We start from the raw sequence: 19807 nt of genomic DNA, 5'->3' as shown, positions 1-19807 counted from the left end.
CACGCCACCCTGACCCTTGCCGCCCATCGGCAGCCGGCTCGCCCGGCTCAGGAACCCGTGTCTTTCCACTGCAGCGCCACGTGGCCCCATGCCCGTGCGCGCGGAGTTTTCCCATGCAAACGTCCTATCCCCTGCGCCACCAATGGCTCGGCAACCTCCGTGGCGACCTGCTGTCCGGCATGGTCGTCGCCCTGGCCCTGATTCCCGAGGCCATCGCCTTCTCGCTCATCGCCGGCGTCGACCCCAAGGTCGGCCTGTATGCCGCGTTCTCGATTGCCGTCATCACCGCCATCGCGGGTGGCCGCCCCGGCATGATTTCCGCCGCTACCGGTGCAATGGCGCTGGTGATGGTCGACCTGGTCAAGGATCACGGCCTGCAGTACCTGTTCGCCGCCAGCATCCTGGCCGGGTTGCTGCAGGTGCTGGCCGGCGTGTTCAAGCTCGGCTCGCTGATGCGCTTCGTCTCGCGTTCGGTCATCACCGGCTTCGTCAACGCGCTGGCGATCCTGATCTTCCTCGCGCAGATGCCGGAACTGATTGGCCGCGGCCCTACGGTCTACGTGCTGTGCGCCGCCGCGCTGGCGATCATCTATCTGCTGCCGCGCCTCACTCGCACGGTGCCATCGCCGCTGGTGGCCATTGTGGTGCTTACCGCCGTGGTGATCGGCTTCGGCGTGGACGTGCGCAGCGTGGGTGACATGGGCCAGCTGCCCGACAGCCTGCCGCATTTCCTGCTGCCTGATGTGCCGCTCAGCTGGGAGACGCTGCGCATCCTGCTGCCGGTGTCGGCCACGCTGGCCGTGGTCGGCCTGCTCGAATCGATGATGACCCTGCAGATTGTCGAGGACATCACCGAGACGCCCAGCGAACGCAACCGCGAATGCGTCGGCCAGGGCGTGGCGAACACGGTCACCGGTTTCCTCGGTGGCATGGCTGGCTGCGCGATGATCGGCCAGTCGGTGATCAACGTGACCTCCGGTGGACGTGGCCGCCTGTCCTGCCTGGTGGCCGGCGTGTTCCTGCTGGTGCTGGTGGTGTACGGCAGCGACCTGGTGAGGCAGATCCCGATGGCTGCGCTGGTGGCGGTGATGATCATGGTCAGCATCGGCACCTTCAGTTGGCGCTCGCTGCGCGACCTGCGCACGCATCCGCGCAGCTCGTCCGCGGTGATGCTGCTGACCGTGGTGGTCACCGTGGCTACCCACGATCTGGCCAAGGGCGTGCTCAGTGGCGTGCTGCTGTCGGCGCTGTTCTTTGCGCGCAAGGTGGGCCGTATGCTGGATGTGCAGCGCGACGATGCTGGTGACACACAGGTCTACCGCGTGTGTGGGCAGGTGTTCTTTGCCTCGGCGGGGCAGCTGGGTGCGGCGTTCGATTACCAGCACGTGGCGCCGAAGGTGCAGATTGACCTGCGCGATGCCCACCTGTGGGATCTGACTGCTGTGGCCGCGCTGGAGCGGGCGCAGGAAAGGCTGGCTGCGCACGGTGCGGAGGTGACGGTGGTGGGGCTCAATGCAGCCAGCCAGACGCTGATCGAGCAGGTCGGGGGCGCGCGCGGGGGGCATTGATCGCGTAGGGCATGCTGGTAGCGCCGGGCCATGCCCGGCGGGCGCAGCGGCAGCGATCAGGCGGTGCCAGCGGGTTGCTTGTCGGCTTGCACGATGAGATGCACCCCGAGCGCTGACAGTACCCGCTGCACGGTATCGAAGCGTGGGTGTGCTCCGGGACGCAGCGCCTTGTACAGGCTCTCGCGTCCAAGACCAGAGACCTCGGCAACGCCGCCCATGCCGCGGGCGCGCGCAACAGTTCCGAGCGCCTCCTGGAAGTGGCCCGCATCACCTGCTGCCAAGGCCTCGCTCAGATAGGTGGCGATTGCGACGTCATCATCCAGATAGTCTGCGGGATCGAAGGGAATCGTCTTCAGCTTGCTCATGGGGAGAGTCCTGGCAACGGCATGGAATCAAATGGTGGCTACAGCAGATCCGCGAGCCTGACCGCTTTTTCGATATCGCGACGCTGGCTCGACTTGTCGCCACCGTGCAGGAGTACGACGATGGATCTTCCGCGACGTGTGAAATACACGCGATATCCCGGCCCATGGTTGATTCGCAGTTCGCTCACGCCATGACCCACTGATCGAACATCTCCCTCGAGACCGCGGGAGACCCGCTGCAGGCGTTCCACGATCACTGCTCGGGCGCCGCTGTCGTTGAGCCCGCGCAGCCAGCGCGTGAACGTCTCTGTTGCCTGGAGGGTCGCCATCCACAAATCGTATCCAAAAGGATACACCGTTCAATTGGCATCTGCGTCAATGCGTGGCGTACTGCGCTGGACCCGCTGGTCGTATCCAAGGAGAACGCAAACCCCAAGCTCCCCGAGGGCAGGAAGCGTCCGCTGCCACCGCCCAGCCCACCTCTGCCGCCAGCCGGAAGCGGGCCCAACCGGCGCTTGCCGCGCGACTGACCGGGCGCATTCAGCCGGGCGGTGTAAACTATTGATCTCACTGGCAATGCCAGTCTCCACGATCAACGCCCCGATGACGTCCGCCACCGCCCGTTACGCCGATTCCCTGCGCCTGTCCGTTGCCCCGATGATGGATTGGACGGACCGCCATTGCCGCGTGTTCCATCGCGTGCTTGCGCCGGGCGCGCGGCTGTACACCGAGATGGTGCATGCCAATGCGGTTATCCACGGCGACCGCGAGCGCCTGCTCGGCTTCGACCGCAGCGAACAGCCGCTGGCGCTGCAGCTGGGCGGCAGCGATCCGGCCCTGCTGGCGCAGGCCGCACGCATCGCTGCCGAGTGGGGCTATGACGAGGTCAACCTCAACTGCGGTTGCCCGTCCGACCGCGTGCAGGCCGGGCGTTTCGGCGCCTGCCTGATGCGCGAGCCGGTGCTGGTGGCCGAGTGCGTGGCGGCCATGGTCAACGCGGTCGACATCCCGGTAACGGTGAAGTGCCGCCTGGGCGTGGACGAGGACAACGACTACGACGTGTTTGCCAGCTTCGTCGACCGCCAGGTTGCCGCTGGTGCGGCGATGGTGGTGGTGCATGCGCGCAACGCGTGGCTGAAGGGCCTGTCGCCGAAGGAGAACCGCGAGGTTCCGCCGCTGAAGTACGACTGGGCCTACCGCCTGAAGCAGGAGCGCCCGGCACTGCCCGTGGTGATCAACGGTGGCCTGGCCAGCATCGAGGCGGTACAGGCGCAGGCCGCGCACGTCGATGGCGTGATGCTGGGCCGCGCGGCCTACCACGACCCCTACCTGCTGCATCAGCTGGAGGCGCTGCACACCGGCGCCCCGCTGCAGGCCCGTGGTGACCTGCTGCGCGCGATGCGCCCCTACATCGAGGCGCGGCTGGGCGAAGGCCTGGCGCTGAAGCACATTACCCGCCACCTGCTCGGCCTGTTCCACGGCCAGCCCGGTGGTCGCGCATTCCGCCAGGTGCTGAGCGAGGGCGCACATCGCCCGGGCGCCGGCTGGAGCCTGATCGAACAGGCCCTGGCGGTCACCGAACGCGAAGCTGATCGGGCCGCAGCGTGACCGCAGTCACATTCCTGGCTTGACAAGGGACGTCGATTCGTCCCGAATGTTCACTTAGCTGAACAACGCGGGCGCAGGGCCGGAAAAGTTCAGACCGGATTCACCGCTGTAAACCAAGAATTTGCAAAAGATTTGTAAAACGCTGGGTTTCGAACCCGGCGCCGGATTTACGACTTTTGAACGAATCGCCGTGCTCGGCTAGGATCGCATCGATGTCTTCCGCTCCCTTCCATCGCCGCATTGCCCTGGCCACCTGCGTGGTCCTGTCGGCTGTGCCGCTGTCTTCGGCGCTGGCGCAACAGCCGCCGCGTGGCGAGCAGGCGCGGGCGGAGATGATGGAGCGGGGCGAGCGTGGCAACCGTGGCGACGAGCGGTCGCTGTCCGATGCCGTGCGCCGCGTGCAGCGCACCACCGGCGGCCACATCCTCGGCGCCGAGCGCGTGCCGTTTGATGGTCGTGATATCAACCGGGTGAAGTACATGGACGATCGGGGCCGGGTCCGCTACATGGACGACCCCGCCCCGTCGCGTTCACAGCCGCGCACGCCGCGGTCGGATATGTCATCACTACGCGGCGATAACCCCTGAACAGGGATAGTTGTCGCTATCAACCCGTACCCCACAGGCCTCCGGGCCACACCCAGGACACTAGGGAGAGTTCATGCGTATCCTTCTGGTCGAAGACGAAGCCCCGCTGCGTGAGACCCTGGCAGCCCGGCTCAAGCGCGAAGGCTTTGCCGTCGATGCTGCGCAGGACGGCGAGGAAGGCCTCTACATGGGGCGCGAAGTTCCGTTCGATGTCGGCATCATCGACCTCGGCCTGCCCAAGATGTCGGGCATGGAGCTGATCAAGGCCCTGCGTGACGAAGGCAAGAAGTTCCCGGTGCTGATCCTGACCGCGCGTTCGAGCTGGCAGGACAAGGTCGAGGGCCTGAAGCAGGGTGCCGACGACTACCTGGTCAAGCCGTTCCACGTCGAAGAGCTGCTGGCCCGCGTCAACGCGCTGCTGCGCCGTGCCGCTGGCTGGAGCAAGCCGACGCTGGAATGCGGCCCGGTTGCCCTGGACCTGGCTGCGCAGACGGTCAGCGTGGCCGGCAGCAATGTCGACCTCACCAGCTACGAGTACAAGGTGCTGGAGTACCTGATGATGCACGCCGGTGAACTGGTCTCCAAGGCCGACCTCACCGAGCACATCTACCAGCAGGACTTCGACCGCGACTCGAACGTGCTGGAGGTCTTCATCGGCCGCCTGCGCAAGAAGCTGGACCCGGATGGCGAACTGAAGCCGATCGAGACCGTGCGCGGCCGCGGCTACCGTTTCGCGATTCCGCGCAACGAGGGCTGAGCCGGCTCACCCTGGCGATACCATGATGTCCGGCCGTCTGTGGTTCTTCCGACGCTGGCGGCCGCGCTCCCTGCAGGCGCGCCAGATGTTCGCCGCGTCCGTGGGCCTGGTCGCGTTCCTGGCGCTGGCCGGTTACGCGCTCGACGCCGCCTTCGCCGATACGGCGAAGGCGAACCTGCGTGAGCGCCTGAAGAACTACGCCACCGCCTACGCGGCCGGCATCGACTTCACCCGCGACCGCTCGCTGTACATCCGCGAGCAGCCGCCGGATTCGCGCTTCGACGTGCCGGGCAGTGGCCTGTACCTGCAGGTGGTGATGCCGCACGGCAAGGGCAATTCGATGTCCGCCGAAGGTCCGATGCTGCCCACCGCGGGCGGTGGCCTGCTCGCGCCGCGCCAGGAAGTGTTCGAAGGCCCACTGCCGATGATCCAGATCGACGGCAGCCAGGGCTCGGTGTACCGCTATGGCCTGGGCCTGGTGTGGGACGCAGACGCCGACCCTGCCACCGAGTTTCCGTACACCATCTACGTGATGGAAGACTCGCGCGCGCTGGGTGCGCAGCTGCGCGTGTTCCGCAGCCGGGTCTGGTTCTACCTGGGCGGCATCGGCCTGATCCTGCTGCTGCTGCAGACCGTTATCCTGCAGTGGAGCCTGCGCCCACTGCGCCGCGTGATCACCGAGCTGACCAAGGTGCAGCGCGGCGAGACCGAGCGCATGAGCGAGCGCCACCCGCGCGAACTGGAACCGCTGACCGACAGCATCAACGCCTTCATTGAAAGCGAGCGCGAGAACCTGGAGCGCCAGCGCAACACCCTGGCCGACCTGGCGCACAGCCTGAAGACGCCCATCGCCGTGCTGCGCACGCAGATGGACAGCGGCGCCGGGGACGGCGCCCTGCGCGAGGAGCTGGACGTGCAGCTGCAGCGCATGAACAACCTGGTCTCCTACCAGCTGGCACGTGCTGCGTCGTCGGGCCACAAGCTGTTCTCCGCGCCGCTGCCGATTGAATCCAACGCCGAGGAGATCGTGCGTGGCCTGGAAAAGGTCTATGCCTCCAAGGGCGTGCTGTGCGAATTCGACATCGACCCGGCCGCGCGCTTCCACGGCGAACCGGGCGACCTGCAGGAACTGCTCGGCAACCTGCTGGAAAACGCCTTCAAGTGGGCCAACCGCCGCGTGCTGCTGACCGCACAGCCGCTGCCGGCACCGAACGCGCGTCGCGCCGGCCTGCTGCTGGCGGTGGACGACGATGGCCCCGGCATCGCCCCGGACGACATCGGCAAGGTGCTGCAGCGTGGCGTGCGTGGCGACGAGCGCGTACAGGGCCACGGCATCGGCCTGTCGATCGTGCAGGACCTGATCAAGGATTACCGCGGTGAACTGGCTGTGGGCCGCTCCGAGGAACTGGGCGGCGCCCGTTTCGAAGTGCGCCTGCCGCCGGGGCCGTAGCCTTGTGGAGAGTCGAGCCATGCTCGATTGCTCCGCAAAATGCAGCCGAGCATGGCTCGGCTCTACATAAGCTGCGGTAGTGAATCAGCCGACCATCGTCGGCGGCTCGCCATAGAACCGCCGCAGCTGCGCGGCCACCTCCGGCAATGCCTGCTGCAGCAGATCCGGCGCCGAGAAGTGATACTCGCTCGCTACCGCGAAGAACTCTTCCGGCGCTTCGGCCGCGTACGGATCGATCAGCGTTTCCACACCCGCGTCTACCTGCGCACAGAAGGCATCGTAAGCCTGCTGGAACGTAGCCGCCCACTCGCGCTGCCATTGCCGCGGCAGCGGCGGCGTGCCGTCCATCGCGCCATCCAGCGCATCCAGCTTGTGCACCATCTCGTGCACCGCCACGCAGTAGCCCTCGTGCGGCGCCGACAGGTCGGCCTGCACATCGGCCCAGGACAGGATCAACGGACCGCTGTCCCACGATTCGCCGATCAGTTCGTCATCCCACTCGTGCAGTACGCCGGCCGCATCCATGTGGCTGCGGTGCACGCGGAACGCGTCGGGGTAGACGATCAGCTGCGACCAGCCTTCCAGTCCCACTTCGCCGAACTCCAGCAGCGGCAGGCAGCAGAGCGCGGCCAGCAGCACGCCATCGCCGGCCTGCAGCTGCAGATCGCCGATCGGGGTGATGGTCTTCTCGTGCAGGAAGCGCGTGGCCAGCAGGCGCAGTCGCCCACGACGCCCGTCATCCAGGCCGTGCAGCCACGCCGCGCGTTGGCAGGCGTCTTCCCAAAGTGCATCGTCAATCGGCCGCGGTGCAGGCCGCAGCCACTGCAGCAACGACTTGATCAGCGGAACATTCCCGGCAGGTAGCTGTGCCACTTCGGCGCGCGGATGCGCGGCAGCATGTCGTCGTCGCTGCCACCGCCGCCGGTGGTGGTGCTGGCAGCCGGGCGTACAGGTGCCGCCTTGGTGCTGGCAGCCGATGCGCTGGCGGTGGGCGCGCGCTGCGAGGCGGCATCGCCATTGGAGGACACGCATGCCCCACGGCTGTCGTCCAGCGCTGCTGTCGCAGACGCCGCGAAGGGCATCGTCAGCAGGATCAGGCAATGGGCATAACGGCGCATTGACGACATCCACGTTAAGGGAGGGTGAGTTCCCGATTCTAGCCCGAACCCGGCACCCGGTTGGAAGCCCCTGCGGCCCACCGGTGGCGGGCGTCGCTGGCGGCTTTCCCGCATAATTCCTTTCTGACTTCGTGGAAGCTGCCGTGGACGATCGCCAATTGCTGGCCAAACTCGCTGCCGGTCGCCTGTCCGGCGACGCCCTGGCCCGTGAGCTGGGTCAGACCCGGGCGGCCATTTGGAAGCGTATTCAAGGACTTAGGGCCGCCGGTGTGGACATCGAGGGCCGCGCTGGCGAGGGCTATGGCCTGACCCGCCCGGTCGACCTGCTGGACCCGGCGGCGATCCGCGCCGGCCTGCCCGCCGACGTCCAGGCCCTGCTGCACGACCTGCAGGCGGCCTGGACAGTGGACTCCACCAACGCAGAATTGCTGCGTTGCAGCGCGCCCCTGCGCGGGGTGAGCGTCCTGCTGGCCGAACGCCAGACCGGCGGCCGCGGCCGTCGCGGCCGTACGTGGGCGTCGCCGCTGGCCGCGCATATCTACCTGTCGGTGCTGCGCCTGTTCTCCGGCGGCCTCGGCCGCCTGGCCGGGCTGAGCCTGGTGGCCGGCATCGCCGTGGCCGAAGCGCTGCACGACCTGGGCTACACCCAGGCGCAGCTGAAGTGGCCGAATGACCTGATCGTTGATGGCAAGCGCAAGCTGGTCGGCCTGCTCGCAGAAGGCGGTGGCGAATACGCCGGCCCGGCGCGCGCGGTGATCGGCATCGGCATCAACACGCACATGCCGCCGTCGTTCGCCGAGCAGATCACCCAGCCGTGGGTGGATCTGGACACGCTGGCTGGCAAGCCGGTGGACCGAAATGGGGTCGTTGCGGCCGTGTTGACGCGCCTGCTGCCGGCGCTGGAAGAGTTCGATCGCGAAGGTCTCGCTCCGTTCCTGCCGCGCTACGCCGCGTTCGACATGCTGGCCGGCCGCGACGTACGGGTGGAACTGGAAGGGCAGTGGCAGCATGGCACCGCGCTCGGCCTGGCCGATGACGGCGCCTTGCGCGTGCGCATCGATGGCCGCGAGCGCCTGCTGCACGCCGGCGAAGTCAGCGTGAGGGCGGCATGAGCGATTGGTTGTTCGACCTCGGCAACTCGCGGTTCAAGTTCGCGCCGTTGCAGGGTGACCGTGCCGGTGACGTGCAGGCCTGGGCGCATGGCGCTGAAGGCATGGCCGGGCAGCCGCCGCACAGTCTGCCCAGCGGCACCACCGCGTTCGTGGCCAGCGTGGCCGCACCATCGCTGACCAGCGCCATGCTGGACCAGCTGCAGCGTCGCTTCGAGCACGTGCACGTGGTGCGCACCAGCGCCGAATGCGCCGGTGTGCGCATTGCCTATGCCAAGCCGGAGAAGTTCGGCGTCGACCGCTTCCTGGCCCTGCTGGCCGCGGCCAAGGCGCAGCGCCCGGTGCTGGTGGTCGGTGTGGGCACCGCACTGACGATTGATCTGCTCGACGCCAATGGCCAGCACCACGGTGGCCGCATTTCCGCATCGCCCACCACCATGCGCGAAGCACTGCATGCCCGCGCGGTGCAGCTGCCGGCCACGGGCGGTGACTACAGCGAGTTCGCCAACGACACCGCCGATGCGCTGGCTTCCGGTTGCGATGGTGCGGCGGTGGCACTGATCGAACGCAGCGCACAGCAGGCGCAGACGCTGCTGGGTGTTGCGCCCTCGCTGCTGGTGCATGGTGGCGGCGCACCGGCGCTGATGCCATTGCTGCCCGGCGCCGATTACCACCCCTCGCTGGTGCTGGATGGCCTCGCCCGCTGGGCGGTGCACCAGCCCGCAGGCTAGTATCCGCGCATGCTGACCCGTGCCCTGATCGTTGTACTGGCCATCCTCAATCTTGGCGTCGCCTGCTGGTGGCTGCTGCGCGATGCACCGCAACCGCCTGCGCCGCCGCCGCAACCGGCCGGAGTCGCCGAGCTGCGCTGGGTGCCCGGTGGCGTTGATGCGGCTGAGGCCGCCGATGCCACTGCTGCCGCACCTGCTGCGCCGCTGATGGATCGCGAACCGGCCGAGAAGACGGCTGTGGCTGCCACGCCGGCGCCCGCCGCCCCGGCCAGGCCGGAGATTGCCAAGCCGCAGGTGGCTGAGGCTGCGCCGGTTGCTGCCGCTGCCAAGCCCGTAACACCGCCTGCACCCGTACCGGCACCGGAAAAACCCGCAACCCGGCCCGTGGCTGCCGAACCGGCGCGCTGCGTGGCGCTGGGCCCGTTCGCCGACCGCGCCGCCGCGACCAGTGCACAGGGCAAGGCCGGCAGCGTCATCAGTCAGGTACGCCTGCGCGAACAGCCCGCTGCCAGTGGCAGCGCCCGTTTCCGGGTGATGCTGCCGGCCGCCGCCAACCGCGAAGAAGCCCAGGCCACGGTGAAGCGCATCGTCGCCGCCGGCCTGAGCGACTACTACATCATCAGCCAGGGCGAGGACATCAACGCCGTGGCGCTGGGCCAGTACCGCAACCGCGAAGGCGCCGAGCGACGCATGGCCGCCGTGCAGGCCGCCGGCTTCCAGCCGCGCCTGGTGGCCAGCGGCGACGCCGGCCAATGGTGGCTGGAAGGGCAGCTGGCCGCGGGTACGCAGCCGGCCCAGGCCCAGCAGCGCAGCGGCGCGGCACAGAGCCGGTCGCTGGAATGCGCAAGGTTGCGCTAGAATCCCCGGACCGCGGCACTGCCGCGTGTGCACCACCCATGCCGCTTTAGCTCAGTTGGTAGAGCAACTGTCTTGTAAACAGTAGGTCATCCGTTCGATTCGGATAAGCGGCACCATCCCCATGAGTCAGCGCCTCATTGCGCTGCTCCAGGTACTCGCTCAGTGGTTCGAAGGGCGGCAGAGCTGTTTTCTCGACAGCCTTACCTTGAGAACGATGGCCCGTCCTGCGCATGAACCTGCTGCGCTGGCTGCTGTTCAAGATTTTCGGCCAACGCTTCAGCGCGATGCAGGGACTCTGCTTCAGGCGCGCGAAGCGCGTCCATCGTATTCATGGTTCCACGGCGTTGGGCAGGATCGTCCAGCGCTCCCTCGACGATGAATACTTTCTCGCCACGTGCAAGCGACTCTGTCGGGTTGTTCAATACAACGTGGTCAACTCTTGAAAGCCCTTGCTCCTTCGCGAGCACCAACAGACTCGCGGACATGCGCTGGCTCGACTCATCCCACTGCTTCCCGCTCTCGGCGTCCAGGCGTTCCACACCCGCTCTTATCTGCATGTAGAGAGAGCGGTCAGCGTTGCCGAGTTCAGCTACTGAGGAAGCTGTTCGCTGCACTGAGAGTGAGTCGTCGGCGACCACGGCGTCTCTTTCCGCAGCCGAAGTGCGCTCGGCGTCAAATTCTGGCTCGGGCCTACGTCGACGCTGCGTGGGTGCTATGTGCTGATCATAGTGCGCGCCATAGTAAAGCTCGTATGTCGCATGAGGACCAACAGAAGGAGCCTCCGTTTTGAACACCTCAGCGATCTGACTTAGTGCTTGGTTACGGTTGATCTGCCCTGCCTCGAGTTTCGCCGCAATGGCTCCATACTGCTGGGGGCGATCGCCTGTGCCTGACACGCCGATGTTCGGTCCTCCGGCAGCGGTGATTTCACGCTGGACCTGGGCATTGCTGAGAGTGGCGGCTGCTTCTCCTCGCAGCGAGGTGTTCACATAGGATTGCTTGGACGTCCGATCTGGTTGCTCGGTGAAGAGATGATGCCCAACTTCATGAGAAAGAGAACGTGCGATTCTGGAGCCTTGCCCGATGGCGTTCTCGTCAATGACGATCTTCACACCGGGGACAAGATAGGTGCCGCCACCGGCTGGCCCCCATTCGACACCCAGGTTGTCGTGATCAGCCTGTGCAAGACCCGCTCGAAGCGTTGGGGATTTGGTCAGAAGCGGTACCAGCGAAGGATCAACCAAAGGCGAAGCCGGACGACGTGTGGCCTCTGGTCGGCCACTCTCCTGCGGCTGTGACAGTGCAAATTCTTCAGCACGCTCCATGGTGCGGCTCCTTCGCAATGACAGGGATCAGCGCTGACTGATCGATACGTAGGTCAGCGTCTTGTGGTCAAGGGAGAGTCCGAGTACAACCTTGGCACTGTTCACCTGAGCAGACCAGTAAGGACGGGAATCAGGCGCATCCGGGTGGGGTGGATACATGGCGGATTCCTCCCAGATGATTTCCCCGAGCGCGATGCTCGGTGGCGCGACCTCAAAGACCAGGGTCGCGTGCGTAGGATCGTCGGCAGGACTTCTCAGCGTGATGTTCTGGATCTCGAGTCCGCCCAGATTGCCGCGTTCTGCGGTCCGCTCGTCCCTCAAGCCTTGTCGAGTTGGTTCTCCCAGGTGCGTGTGGAGCTGTTCATTCAATGCGTCGACATCATCAAAACGTACCTTGGTCAAACGCTCGATATCGTTCTTGAATCGCTCCATACCAGTTTCACTCCCTGATTCGACGGGCGGTCTTTGATTCAGATGATCTGATGGGGGCGGCGGCGCGGCACTCGAACATGCTGTCAGCACAAGCGCCGGAATAGCGATCGCGAGGCGACGACGCGCTGCGATCCAGAGGCGGCGCCGAAGTCCACCTTGCGATGAAGATGCGCATTTCTCGACCCATGCATTCATGAAAGCATCTCGCGCGCCAATGTCACACTCTTGAATCTAGCACAGCATTTTGTGAGTGCGGATCGGGTCCGCGTGAACAACGAGCTGCTGAAAGCGCGCCCGGTTCCACTTTCCAGTTTGAAAAGATGGGGCGCCGGCTGGGAGGGAAGGAGCGACAGACGGAAGGCCGAGCACACCTCCATGCGTGCAATCCGATAGTTGAAAGACTGTAGCCGGTAGGCTACAGTCCTCCATGAAGATCCAGCGTACCCGTCAGTTCGCGACATGGATTGACGCTCTCAAGGACGTAACCGCACGCGCTCGCATCCTGGCCCGTATCGGTCGGCTCGCTGAAGGCCATCCCGGTGATCACCGCTATCTGGCGGATGGCGTTTCTGAATTGCGTATCGATGCAGGACCGGGTTACCGCGTTTACTACACCCAGCGCGGCAGGCAGTTGGTGATTCTCCTGGTTGGAGGCGACAAGGGTTCGCAGCAGCGCGATATAGAGAAGGCCAGGGAGATTGCGCGTGCCCTGTGAGCATCGAACGGGTTGCAGGCGAAACGACTCAATACCGAAGTGCCGGAGCTGTCCCATCATGGTCATCAAGAGAAAAGTTCAACTCAAAGCATTTGATGTGGCCGAGCATCTTCGAACGCCGGAGGAAATGGCCGCCTATCTCGACGCCTGCATCGAAGAAAGCGACGGCGATTCTGCCTTCATCGCCAAGGCGCTCGGCGATATCGCCCGCGCTCAGGGGATGAGCAAGGTTGCACGGGCGGCGGGTTTGTCGCGCGAGAGTCTGTACCGCGCACTGTCGGGCGAGCGCAGCCCGGATTTCGCCACCATCCTGAAGGTGACCCGGGCCCTGGGTGTGCGATTGCACGCCAGCGCTGTGTAAAGCATCAGGGCATTTCGCTCAAGCTCGGCGATCTCAGAAAGTCTGGCGCGAACAGGTTCAATCAAACCGGATGATGCGGATCAACCCTCTTGTCGACGATCCGTCTCCGAAGGCGGCCAATGTGCCACAGGGGAACGCCTCCTTCGCACCGTCATGGTTGATGAATGAGATCGTGCAGTTCGTCCGCGTGCCGGGACGGATCCGGGTCATGGTTCTGTCATTCAATACGAAGCTGTACCACGTGAGTCGGGGACTCATGGAGAGCGCCATCGGGCGCGCGGTGGAGGCGATCAACTCGGGAACAGCGCCGCCGCGCGAATCCACTTCGTCCAGTTGCAGCTCAACGAGAACAGGTTTCAGGTTTGGATAAGGTGTGCTCATTCCAGAAGCAGGCCTGCTCGATTCGATAGCCACGGCAGTGACGTTGTGAACCTGTGCAACGGGGATCTCAATGTTCCACATTATTGAGCCCTACCCACCTGCAACGCTACATACTCCGCCAGCCCCCGACAGGCCAATATCAGCCCTTCGCGCGTGCCATCGCCGATATCGTCTTTCTCTTCCCCGTCTACGCGCACGCGCTCAGCGGCGTGATACAGCTCCAGCAGCGACACCAGGCCAACCGCAGCGCGATCCCTACGTGCGGCGGCCACGGCGTCGCCAGGTGCGCCTGCCGACCCCTGCCATGGTTGTCCATCGGCGCCGTCACCGGCCTGGATGCGCTGCAGGCAGCCGGGCAGGTTGATCGGCGTAGGGGCCTCGTTGGCGGCAGCGAAAGCGGCCTCCAATGGCTGCGCCAGTTCGGGCGGCAGGCGCAGGGCAGCCTCGCCCAGGGTGGCGGTCAGGTACGGGTGATGGGCCTTGGGCATGCGGGCATCCTCGTCGGGAACAGAGGTGCCACCCGAAGAGGGTGGCGGGCGATGCGTGGCTTCCAAGACCGGAAATCGATGAGCCGGTGGGCACGGGGCCCCCACGCACCGCCCGCCGTCGATCGGTGAACGGATTGCCAGCCGGCGCCGCTATGGGAAGACGGCGCCGGCTGGCAAGCGTATACAGCTTCGATTAAACGGGCTTGGAAGTCCCGGCCACCCTTGCAGGTGGCGATTCATCATGCGCACGTGAAATCACCGCCTGCCAGTCGTTTGTTTCGATGGCATCGGGTGATCTGAAAGGAAAAATGAATTATCGCGATTGGCTTGTTTCTGGCGCTGCAATGCCAGAAGCGACATTTCGCGCGGGGCTGCAACCAACGATGAATCCTGGTGCGTCATTGCTGTCGCACGGCCTTTCATGGCCCAGGAAGTAAAGCTGGCTTAACTTCCCCGGCAGGGCTTCCAGAACACCCTACCAGACATGAATCCCCACGCGCGCCGTCCGGATCTTGATGTTCCTCACGGACAGCCCGCAACGCCCCACCGCATACTGCCGCCACGCGCCCAACCTGGGCCCCTTCGGGATCTGCACATGCGTCGCCATGCCCTGTCGCTCACCGCCGCACTGTTGTCCACCGCCTTCGTGGCCCCGGCCATGGCTGCGGTACCGTTCTTCAACGCCAGCTGCCCGGGCGGCATCGATGTGCACGCCGACGAAGGCGGGCCGGTCTACGTACAAGGCCGCGAGGCCACGTTGAAGCGCTTCAACGACCGCTACTTCGAAGCACGCGATGCCAACAGTGGCATCACGCTGTCGATCAGCAGCAACGAGGACGGCACGCCGCAGATCAGCTATACCGGCCGAGGCGGCGCCAATGGCATCTGCCAGGTCAGTGCCAGTGGAACGCCCGCGCCGTCTGAACATCGCGACCACCGTCGCCACGATGACGACAACGACGCGGCGCTGCCGCGCGAAGTCACCTGCGAATCCACCGGCCAGCAGCAGGTGTCGTGCGACATGGATACCCGCGGCAACGTGGAAATCGTGCGCCAGCTCAGCCACGCCCGCTGCGAGCAAGGCCAGAACTGGGGCCTGTCGCGGCACTCGGTGTGGGTCAATGGTGGATGCCGTGCGGTGTTCCGCAATGCGTCCAAGGTGGCCAACGGCGCGCCGCCGGGGGATACCGCGCTGGGTTCCTGCAATATGCGCAAGGGTGCGCAAGGCACGCTGGTGACTCAGCTACCGGTGGGCAGCGATTATCAGGAACTCATCATCGATTATCCCGATGGTCGTTTCCTGTGCATGATGCGCAATAACGGCGAAGTGCAGAGCCTGGCGCCACTGCGCCGACGCTGACGGCAGTACAAGCACCGCCGCTGAAGGGGAGCATCGCGGAGGGCAGTGCGGTCGCCTGCCCTGCTGCACCGCCGCGAGTGGTGTCACACAGCTCTGGCTAGACTGTGCTTCTTTTTCCGCGCAGGAGGCACCCATGGCCCATCCCATCTCCGTATCCCTGATTGGCGTTCCCACCGATGTCGGTGCGGGCCATCGCGGTGCCCGGCTGGGCCCGGAAGCGCTGCGCGTGGCGGGCCTGCCGGAGGCGCTGGAAGCACGCGGCGTGGATGTGCGCGACCTGGGTAACCTGGATGGCCCGCGCAACCCGTGGACCGCGCCGGTGGAAGGTTACCGGCACCTGGATGAAGTGGTGGCGTGGAACCATGCGCTGATGGAAGCCAGCTATGCCGAACTGCAGGCCGGCCGCATGCCGATCATGCTCGGTGGCGACCATTGCCTGGGCATCGGTTCGATCACCGCCGTCGCGCGCTGGTGCCGCGAGCAGGGCAAGACCCTGCGCGTGCTGTGGCTGGATGCGCATTCCGATTTCAACACCAGCGACGTGACCCCGTCGGGCAACATCCACGGCATGCCGGTGGCCTGCCTGTGCGGCCTCGGCCCGAAGGCGCTGACCCACCTCGGCGGCAGCGCACCGGCGATCACCCCGTCGCAGATGCACCAGATCGGTATCCGCTCGGTGGACCCGGACGAGAAGCGCCTGATCAAGACCCACAAGGTCGATGTGTACGACATGCGCTACATCGACGAGAACGGCATGAAGCGCGCGGTGGAAGCGGCGCTGGCCGGTATCGACGAGAACACCCACCTGCATGTCAGCTTCGATGTGGACTTCCTCGACCCCAGCATCGCACCGGGCGTGGGCACCACCGTGCCGGGCGGGGTGAACTACCGTGAGGCGCAGCTGGTGATGGAAATGATCGCCGACACCGGGCGCATGGGGTCGCTGGACATCGTTGAGCTCAACCCGTTGCTGGACAAGCAGAATGCCACCGCTGAACTGGCCGTGGACCTGGTGGAAAGCCTGTTCGGCAAGTCCACCCTGATGCGCGACTGACCGCCCCTGCTGAACGGATTGCCGAACCGTTCACGCCCGCTCCACGCCCCTGCCGCCAGATTGCACTTCACGCGGCGGCAGTGGGTATTGGTGCCCTCCCGCCGAGCGAAAGAATCCCATCCGCGAATGAAGCGGTATAGCGGCGAACCCAAGGAGAAGCCCATGAAGCGCGTAGTTGCCCTGATGCTGTTGTCGATGTTCTCGGTGGCCCTGCTGGCCGGTTGCAACACCGTGGCCGGTGCTGGCAAGGACGTGCAGAAGGCCGGTGAAAAGGTTGAGGACGCCGCCAAGGGCAAGTAAGCCCGGCGCGGAACGGAAAGAGAAAGGGCCGGGGACATCCCCGGCCTTTTTTTGTGCGTGCTTTTCACTGCATGCTGTCGAAGCGTAGTGAACCATTCAAGCAAGTGAGCAGTGTTTTCATGGTCGGTTGACCGGCACCCAACAGCCGCTGCGCGAAGCTGGAGCCACGGTAAGAACGCCGTTGCAGCCAAGGATTCCCAGCAATGAACAAAGACATCATTTCCGGCAAGTGGTCGCAGCTGAAGGGCAAGGCCCAGGCCAAGTGGGGCGATCTGACCAACGACGACTTCGATGTGGCCGAAGGCAATGCCGAGTATCTGGCCGGTCGCCTGCAGGAACGATATGGCTGGGCCAAGGATCGCGCCGAGAAGGAAGTCCGTGACTTCCAGGATGCGGTGAGCAAGGACTACCCGGACTACAAGTAAGCGCGACCAAGCGCGACAGTTTCCCCCACAGCACAACGCCCGCACCGAGAGGTTGCGGGCGTTGTGTTGTCTGCGCTCAGCGCGCGGGCGGGTCGGGCACGTAGCGGTTCGGGAACGCCTGCGGTTCGCGTGGCAGGCGCGAGGGCGAATCCACCAGGATGCCGCGCGCACGCAGGTTGCGGGCGCTGTCGTAGCGCAGCTGCAGCACCTGCGCGGGGCTGCGGCTGGCGCGTTCGAAGTCGGTATCGCGTACCGACGACTGTTCGCGTGCGCCGTGGCCGGTGCCCAGCGCAGGGGCCTGCGACTTGCTGGCATATCCCTCGACGCGGCTGGCGCTGGCGTCGGCCGCCGCTTCGGCCGTCGGGGCCGGTGCTGGCAGGCTACGGCGCAGGATCGGATCCGGACGCCAGCGGCGCGCTTCCTCGAACACGGCCACGCCCACCACGCCGATGTTGTCCGGGCGGCCGGTGCGGCTGGCATAGCTGCCGCTGGGGCTGCTGAACACGAACTGCGCCACTTCGTCCTGGCTCTTGCGCCAGCCGGTGATGTCGGCGCGCTGGCCGGGGTTGAGGACGTAGCCGGTCTGTGAGGGATCGGCATCCTCGCCGGAGATGGCGTTGATGCCGTCCACCGACAGCACCACCAGCACCCGGCGCGGGCTGTCGTTGTACAGGCGCACGGCGTAGCGGTGACCGCGCTCGCCAGCCACCCAGCGCTGGCCCTCGGCGGGATAGCTGCGCAGTTCGGTACCGCGGTCGCGGTCGACCAGGGACATGCGCACGGGGCCGCCCTCGTACACCGGCGGCGGCAGGGGAGCCGGGCGGAAGCCGGCCAGGGGCAGGATCAGCAGCAGGGGCAGCAGGCGTTTCATCGGGCGTCTCCAGCGGGGTTGCGTGAATGAACGCGCCGCGGGCCCTGACGGGGTTGGTGGCGTGCAAGGTAAACTGGCCCCGTTCATCGAAGGTTACCCCACGCAGTCATGACGACCCGAGTCCTTACCGGCATCACCCCCTCCGGCACGCCCCACCTGGGCAACTACGTTGGCGCCATCCGTCCGGCCATCGCGGCCAGCCGCGCGCCGGGGATCGAGAGCTTCTTCTTCCTGGCCGACCTGCACAGCCTGATCAAGTCCCAGGACCCGCAGCGCACCCAGCGCGCGACCCTGGAGATCGCGGCCAGCTGGCTGGCCTGCGGCCTGGACCCGGAACACGTGTGGTTCTACCGCCAGAGTGATATCCGCGAGACCACCGAGCTGATGTGGTTCCTGACCGCCATCGCCAGCAAGGGCATCCTCAACCGCGCGCACGCCTACAAGGCGGCGGTGGACAAGAACCGCGAGGAAGGCGTGGACGAGGATGCAGGCGTCAGCGCCGGCCTGTTCATGTACCCGGTGCTGATGGCCGCCGATATCCTCATCTTCAAGGCCAACCAGGTACCGGTGGGCCGTGACCAGATCCAGCACATCGAGATGGCGCGCGATTTCGCCCAGCGCTTCAACCACGTGTACGGCAAGGAGTATTTCCCGCTGCCGGACGTGGTGATCGACGAGCAGGTGGCGACGCTGGCCGGCCTGGATGGCCGCAAGATGAGCAAGAGCTACCACAACACCATTCCGCTGTTCGTGCCGCGCGAGGAGCTGAAGAAGCTGGTGTTCTCGATCCTGACCGATTCGCGCGCACCGGGCGAGCCGAAGGACACCGAAGGCTCGGCGCTGTTCCAGATGTACCAGGCCTTCGCCACCCCGGAACAGACCGCCGAATTCGCCAAGGCGTTCGCCGCCGGCATCAGCTGGGGTGATGCCAAGCAGCAGCTGTTCGAGCGCATCGACAGCGAGCTGTCGCCGCTGCGCGAGCGCTACAACGCGCTGATGGCCGAGCCGGAGAAAATCGAAGCGTTGCTCAAGCGCCGTGGCCAGCAGCTGCGCGAGCAGCTGGCGGCACCGCTGCTGGAAGAGCTGCGCCATGCCGTGGGCCTGCGTGACCTGTCCAGCGCCGGCGACATCGCCAGCGAGGATGCCGGCGTGGCCCGCGTGGCACCGCCGCTGTTCAAGCAGTACCGCGAGAAGGACGGCCGCTTCTACTTCAAGCTGACCGCCGGTGACGGCACGCTGCTGATCCAGAGCGAAGGCTTCGATTCGCCGCGCGATGCCGGCCAGTTGATTGCGGTGATCAAGCAGGCCGAGCAGGGCGACCAGCTGCAGAGCGAGCTGTTCAAGCTGGAAGCCGAAGTGGACGCCGTGCTGGCCGCGCTGGCCGTGCTGCGCGAAGGGACCTGATCGCCGGGCCTGCCTGCCCTTTGTAGAGTCGAGCCATGCTCGACTTTGCTCCGCCTCTGTAGAGCCGAGCCCATGCTCGGCTGGGCTGCAAAGCAGCCGAGCATGGGCTCGGCTCTACAGGGAAGCACTCCGCCGGCACGACCGTGGCACAGCGCCCGTGGCATGATGTCCGCGCGCCTCCGGCGCGATGACATGGAGTCTGCGATGGCCTGGTTGTCGCTGCTGCTGTTTCTGCCCTGGTTCCTGCTGCTGGGCAGCCTGTACTGGCTGTTCCCGCGCCAGCCGCGCACTGCGCGGCGGCGCCTGTTCGACAGCACCACCCTGGTGCTGGCCTTCGCCCTGAGCATCGTGTCGATGCTGTGGGGCTACCGCATCGGCGTGGTGCAGCCCGGCGCCGGACCCATCTGGCCACAGGTGCTGGCGGTGCTGTATGCCTACGGCGCGTTCCTGGCGGTGCTGGTGCTGGCATTGATGCTGCGGCCGCGATGGCTGGACCGGTAGCCCCGCTTTTGTAGAGTCGAGATCCTATGTTCGTGGTCA

25 protein-coding genes and 1 tRNA gene are annotated in these 19807 nt (G+C 65.8%); 17 read left to right on the top strand and 9 right to left on the bottom strand.

What is annotated here, in order from left to right:
• Positions 1-113: 113 nt before the first annotated feature.
• Positions 114-1568 (top strand): SulP family inorganic anion transporter, encoded by a 1455-nt coding sequence (locus G5A07_RS17495; protein WP_191863693.1) that lies wholly within the window; start codon positions 114-116, stop codon positions 1566-1568.
• A 56-nt stretch (positions 1569-1624) separates the two neighbouring features.
• On the opposite strand, the gene G5A07_RS17490 is transcribed toward G5A07_RS17495, so the two are convergent.
• Together G5A07_RS17490 and G5A07_RS17485 are read right to left on the bottom strand one after the other, a co-directional pair.
• The gene (locus tag G5A07_RS17490; RefSeq protein WP_004136660.1) at positions 1625-1933 is read right to left on the bottom strand and encodes an addiction module antidote protein; all 309 of its coding nucleotides are present in this window, start codon (positions 1931-1933) and stop codon (positions 1625-1627) included.
• 38 nt (positions 1934-1971) lie between these two features.
• Positions 1972-2262 (bottom strand): type II toxin-antitoxin system RelE/ParE family toxin, encoded by a 291-nt coding sequence (locus G5A07_RS17485; protein WP_019337795.1) that lies wholly within the window; start codon positions 2260-2262, stop codon positions 1972-1974.
• Between the two features lie 247 nt (positions 2263-2509).
• Between G5A07_RS17485 and dusA the strand changes: the two genes are divergently transcribed.
• The 4 genes from dusA to G5A07_RS17465 all read left to right on the top strand — a co-directional run bounded on the left by dusA (position 2510) and on the right by G5A07_RS17465 (position 6335).
• Positions 2510-3541: a tRNA dihydrouridine(20/20a) synthase DusA gene (gene dusA / locus G5A07_RS17480; protein ID WP_191863692.1), complete on the top strand. Its 1032-nt coding sequence runs from the start codon at positions 2510-2512 to the stop codon at positions 3539-3541.
• A 212-nt stretch (positions 3542-3753) separates the two neighbouring features.
• The gene (locus tag G5A07_RS17475) at positions 3754-4128 is read left to right on the top strand and encodes a hypothetical protein (RefSeq protein WP_010487000.1); all 375 of its coding nucleotides are present in this window, start codon (positions 3754-3756) and stop codon (positions 4126-4128) included.
• Between the two features lie 73 nt (positions 4129-4201).
• Positions 4202-4885 (top strand): response regulator transcription factor, encoded by a 684-nt coding sequence (locus G5A07_RS17470; protein ID WP_004136763.1) that lies wholly within the window; start codon positions 4202-4204, stop codon positions 4883-4885.
• Positions 4886-4910: 25 nt separating this feature from the next.
• Entirely contained in the window at positions 4911-6335 is a 1425-nt protein-coding gene (locus tag G5A07_RS17465) for a sensor histidine kinase (RefSeq protein ID WP_019337797.1), read from the top strand.
• An 84-nt stretch (positions 6336-6419) separates the two neighbouring features.
• Here the strand turns inward: G5A07_RS17465 and G5A07_RS17460 are convergent, their stop codons facing one another.
• Together G5A07_RS17460 and G5A07_RS17455 are read right to left on the bottom strand one after the other, a co-directional pair.
• Positions 6420-7208 carry a M90 family metallopeptidase gene (locus G5A07_RS17460; protein WP_029380115.1) on the bottom strand — a complete coding sequence of 263 codons (789 nt, stop codon included), beginning with the start codon at positions 7206-7208 and terminating at the stop codon, positions 6420-6422.
• Positions 7175-7453: a hypothetical protein gene (locus tag G5A07_RS17455; RefSeq protein ID WP_010486993.1), complete on the bottom strand. Its 279-nt coding sequence runs from the start codon at positions 7451-7453 to the stop codon at positions 7175-7177. Before G5A07_RS17455 ends, G5A07_RS17460 begins: the two co-directional genes overlap by 34 nt.
• 143 nt (positions 7454-7596) lie before the next feature.
• Between G5A07_RS17455 and birA the strand changes: the two genes are divergently transcribed.
• From birA to G5A07_RS17435, 4 genes are all read left to right on the top strand, one after another.
• Positions 7597-8565, top strand: a complete 969-nt coding sequence (birA, locus tag G5A07_RS17450; protein ID WP_191863691.1) for a bifunctional biotin--[acetyl-CoA-carboxylase] ligase/biotin operon repressor BirA — start codon at positions 7597-7599, stop codon at positions 8563-8565.
• On the top strand, positions 8562-9293 hold the full coding sequence (locus G5A07_RS17445; protein ID WP_010486989.1) for a type III pantothenate kinase: 732 nt from the start codon (positions 8562-8564) through the stop codon (positions 9291-9293). Before birA ends, G5A07_RS17445 begins: the two co-directional genes overlap by 4 nt.
• Positions 9294-9302: 9 nt before the next feature.
• On the top strand, positions 9303-10151 hold the full coding sequence (locus G5A07_RS17440) for an SPOR domain-containing protein (RefSeq protein WP_191863690.1): 849 nt from the start codon (positions 9303-9305) through the stop codon (positions 10149-10151).
• Positions 10152-10191: 40 nt separating this feature from the next.
• Positions 10192-10267, top strand: a tRNA-Thr gene (locus G5A07_RS17435).
• A gap of 84 nt (positions 10268-10351) precedes the next feature.
• On the opposite strand, the gene G5A07_RS17430 is transcribed toward G5A07_RS17435, so the two are convergent.
• Both G5A07_RS17430 and G5A07_RS17425 read right to left on the bottom strand, forming a co-directional pair.
• A complete protein-coding gene (locus tag G5A07_RS17430; RefSeq protein ID WP_191863689.1) occupies positions 10352-11476 on the bottom strand; it encodes an XVIPCD domain-containing protein in 1125 nt (374 codons plus the stop codon).
• A gap of 27 nt (positions 11477-11503) precedes the next feature.
• A complete protein-coding gene (locus G5A07_RS17425; RefSeq protein ID WP_191863688.1) occupies positions 11504-12103 on the bottom strand; it encodes a hypothetical protein in 600 nt (199 codons plus the stop codon).
• A 232-nt stretch (positions 12104-12335) separates the two neighbouring features.
• Here G5A07_RS17425 and G5A07_RS17420 point away from each other — a divergent pair, with 232 nt between their 5' ends.
• Positions 12336-12623 (top strand): type II toxin-antitoxin system RelE/ParE family toxin, encoded by a 288-nt coding sequence (locus G5A07_RS17420; RefSeq protein WP_010486984.1) that lies wholly within the window; start codon positions 12336-12338, stop codon positions 12621-12623.
• Between the two features lie 58 nt (positions 12624-12681).
• Positions 12682-12984 carry an addiction module antidote protein gene (locus G5A07_RS17415; RefSeq protein ID WP_099559694.1) on the top strand — a complete coding sequence of 101 codons (303 nt, stop codon included), beginning with the start codon at positions 12682-12684 and terminating at the stop codon, positions 12982-12984.
• 57 nt (positions 12985-13041) lie between these two features.
• Here G5A07_RS17415 and G5A07_RS17410 read toward each other — a convergent pair whose 3' ends face one another.
• Complete coding sequence (locus G5A07_RS17410) at positions 13042-13446, bottom strand: hypothetical protein (RefSeq protein ID WP_262405898.1); 405 nt, start codon at positions 13444-13446, stop codon at positions 13042-13044.
• Positions 13446-13853, bottom strand: coding sequence for a hypothetical protein (locus tag G5A07_RS17405; RefSeq protein WP_191863687.1), 408 nt, complete (start codon positions 13851-13853; stop codon positions 13446-13448). Before G5A07_RS17405 ends, G5A07_RS17410 begins: the two co-directional genes overlap by 1 nt.
• 595 nt (positions 13854-14448) lie before the next feature.
• Between G5A07_RS17405 and G5A07_RS17400 the strand changes: the two genes are divergently transcribed.
• The 4 genes from G5A07_RS17400 (at position 14449) to G5A07_RS17385 (ending at position 16992) form a co-directional block, all read left to right on the top strand.
• Positions 14449-15213 (top strand): DUF3011 domain-containing protein, encoded by a 765-nt coding sequence (locus G5A07_RS17400; RefSeq protein ID WP_191863686.1) that lies wholly within the window; start codon positions 14449-14451, stop codon positions 15211-15213.
• A 133-nt stretch (positions 15214-15346) separates the two neighbouring features.
• Entirely contained in the window at positions 15347-16267 is a 921-nt protein-coding gene (gene rocF / locus G5A07_RS17395; RefSeq protein ID WP_043401829.1) for an arginase, read from the top strand.
• Positions 16268-16429: 162 nt separating this feature from the next.
• Positions 16430-16567, top strand: a complete 138-nt coding sequence (locus tag G5A07_RS17390) for an entericidin A/B family lipoprotein (RefSeq protein WP_014035659.1) — start codon at positions 16430-16432, stop codon at positions 16565-16567.
• A 203-nt stretch (positions 16568-16770) separates the two neighbouring features.
• Positions 16771-16992: a CsbD family protein gene (locus G5A07_RS17385; protein WP_010486972.1), complete on the top strand. Its 222-nt coding sequence runs from the start codon at positions 16771-16773 to the stop codon at positions 16990-16992.
• A gap of 76 nt (positions 16993-17068) precedes the next feature.
• Here the strand turns inward: G5A07_RS17385 and G5A07_RS17380 are convergent, their stop codons facing one another.
• Positions 17069-17863 carry a hypothetical protein gene (locus G5A07_RS17380; RefSeq protein WP_191863685.1) on the bottom strand — a complete coding sequence of 265 codons (795 nt, stop codon included), beginning with the start codon at positions 17861-17863 and terminating at the stop codon, positions 17069-17071.
• A gap of 108 nt (positions 17864-17971) precedes the next feature.
• Here G5A07_RS17380 and G5A07_RS17375 point away from each other — a divergent pair, with 108 nt between their 5' ends.
• Complete coding sequence (locus tag G5A07_RS17375) at positions 17972-19267, top strand: tryptophan--tRNA ligase (protein ID WP_010486969.1); 1296 nt, start codon at positions 17972-17974, stop codon at positions 19265-19267.
• A 204-nt stretch (positions 19268-19471) separates the two neighbouring features.
• Positions 19472-19768: a hypothetical protein gene (locus tag G5A07_RS17370; protein ID WP_191863704.1), complete on the top strand. Its 297-nt coding sequence runs from the start codon at positions 19472-19474 to the stop codon at positions 19766-19768.
• Positions 19769-19807 lie beyond the last annotated feature (39 nt).

The sequence above is a fragment of the Stenotrophomonas sp. AS012628 genome (assembly GCF_010608305.1).
Classification (GTDB): Bacteria; Pseudomonadota; Gammaproteobacteria; order Xanthomonadales; family Xanthomonadaceae; genus Stenotrophomonas; species Stenotrophomonas geniculata.
This window is presented reverse-complemented; position numbering and strand designations above follow the sequence as displayed.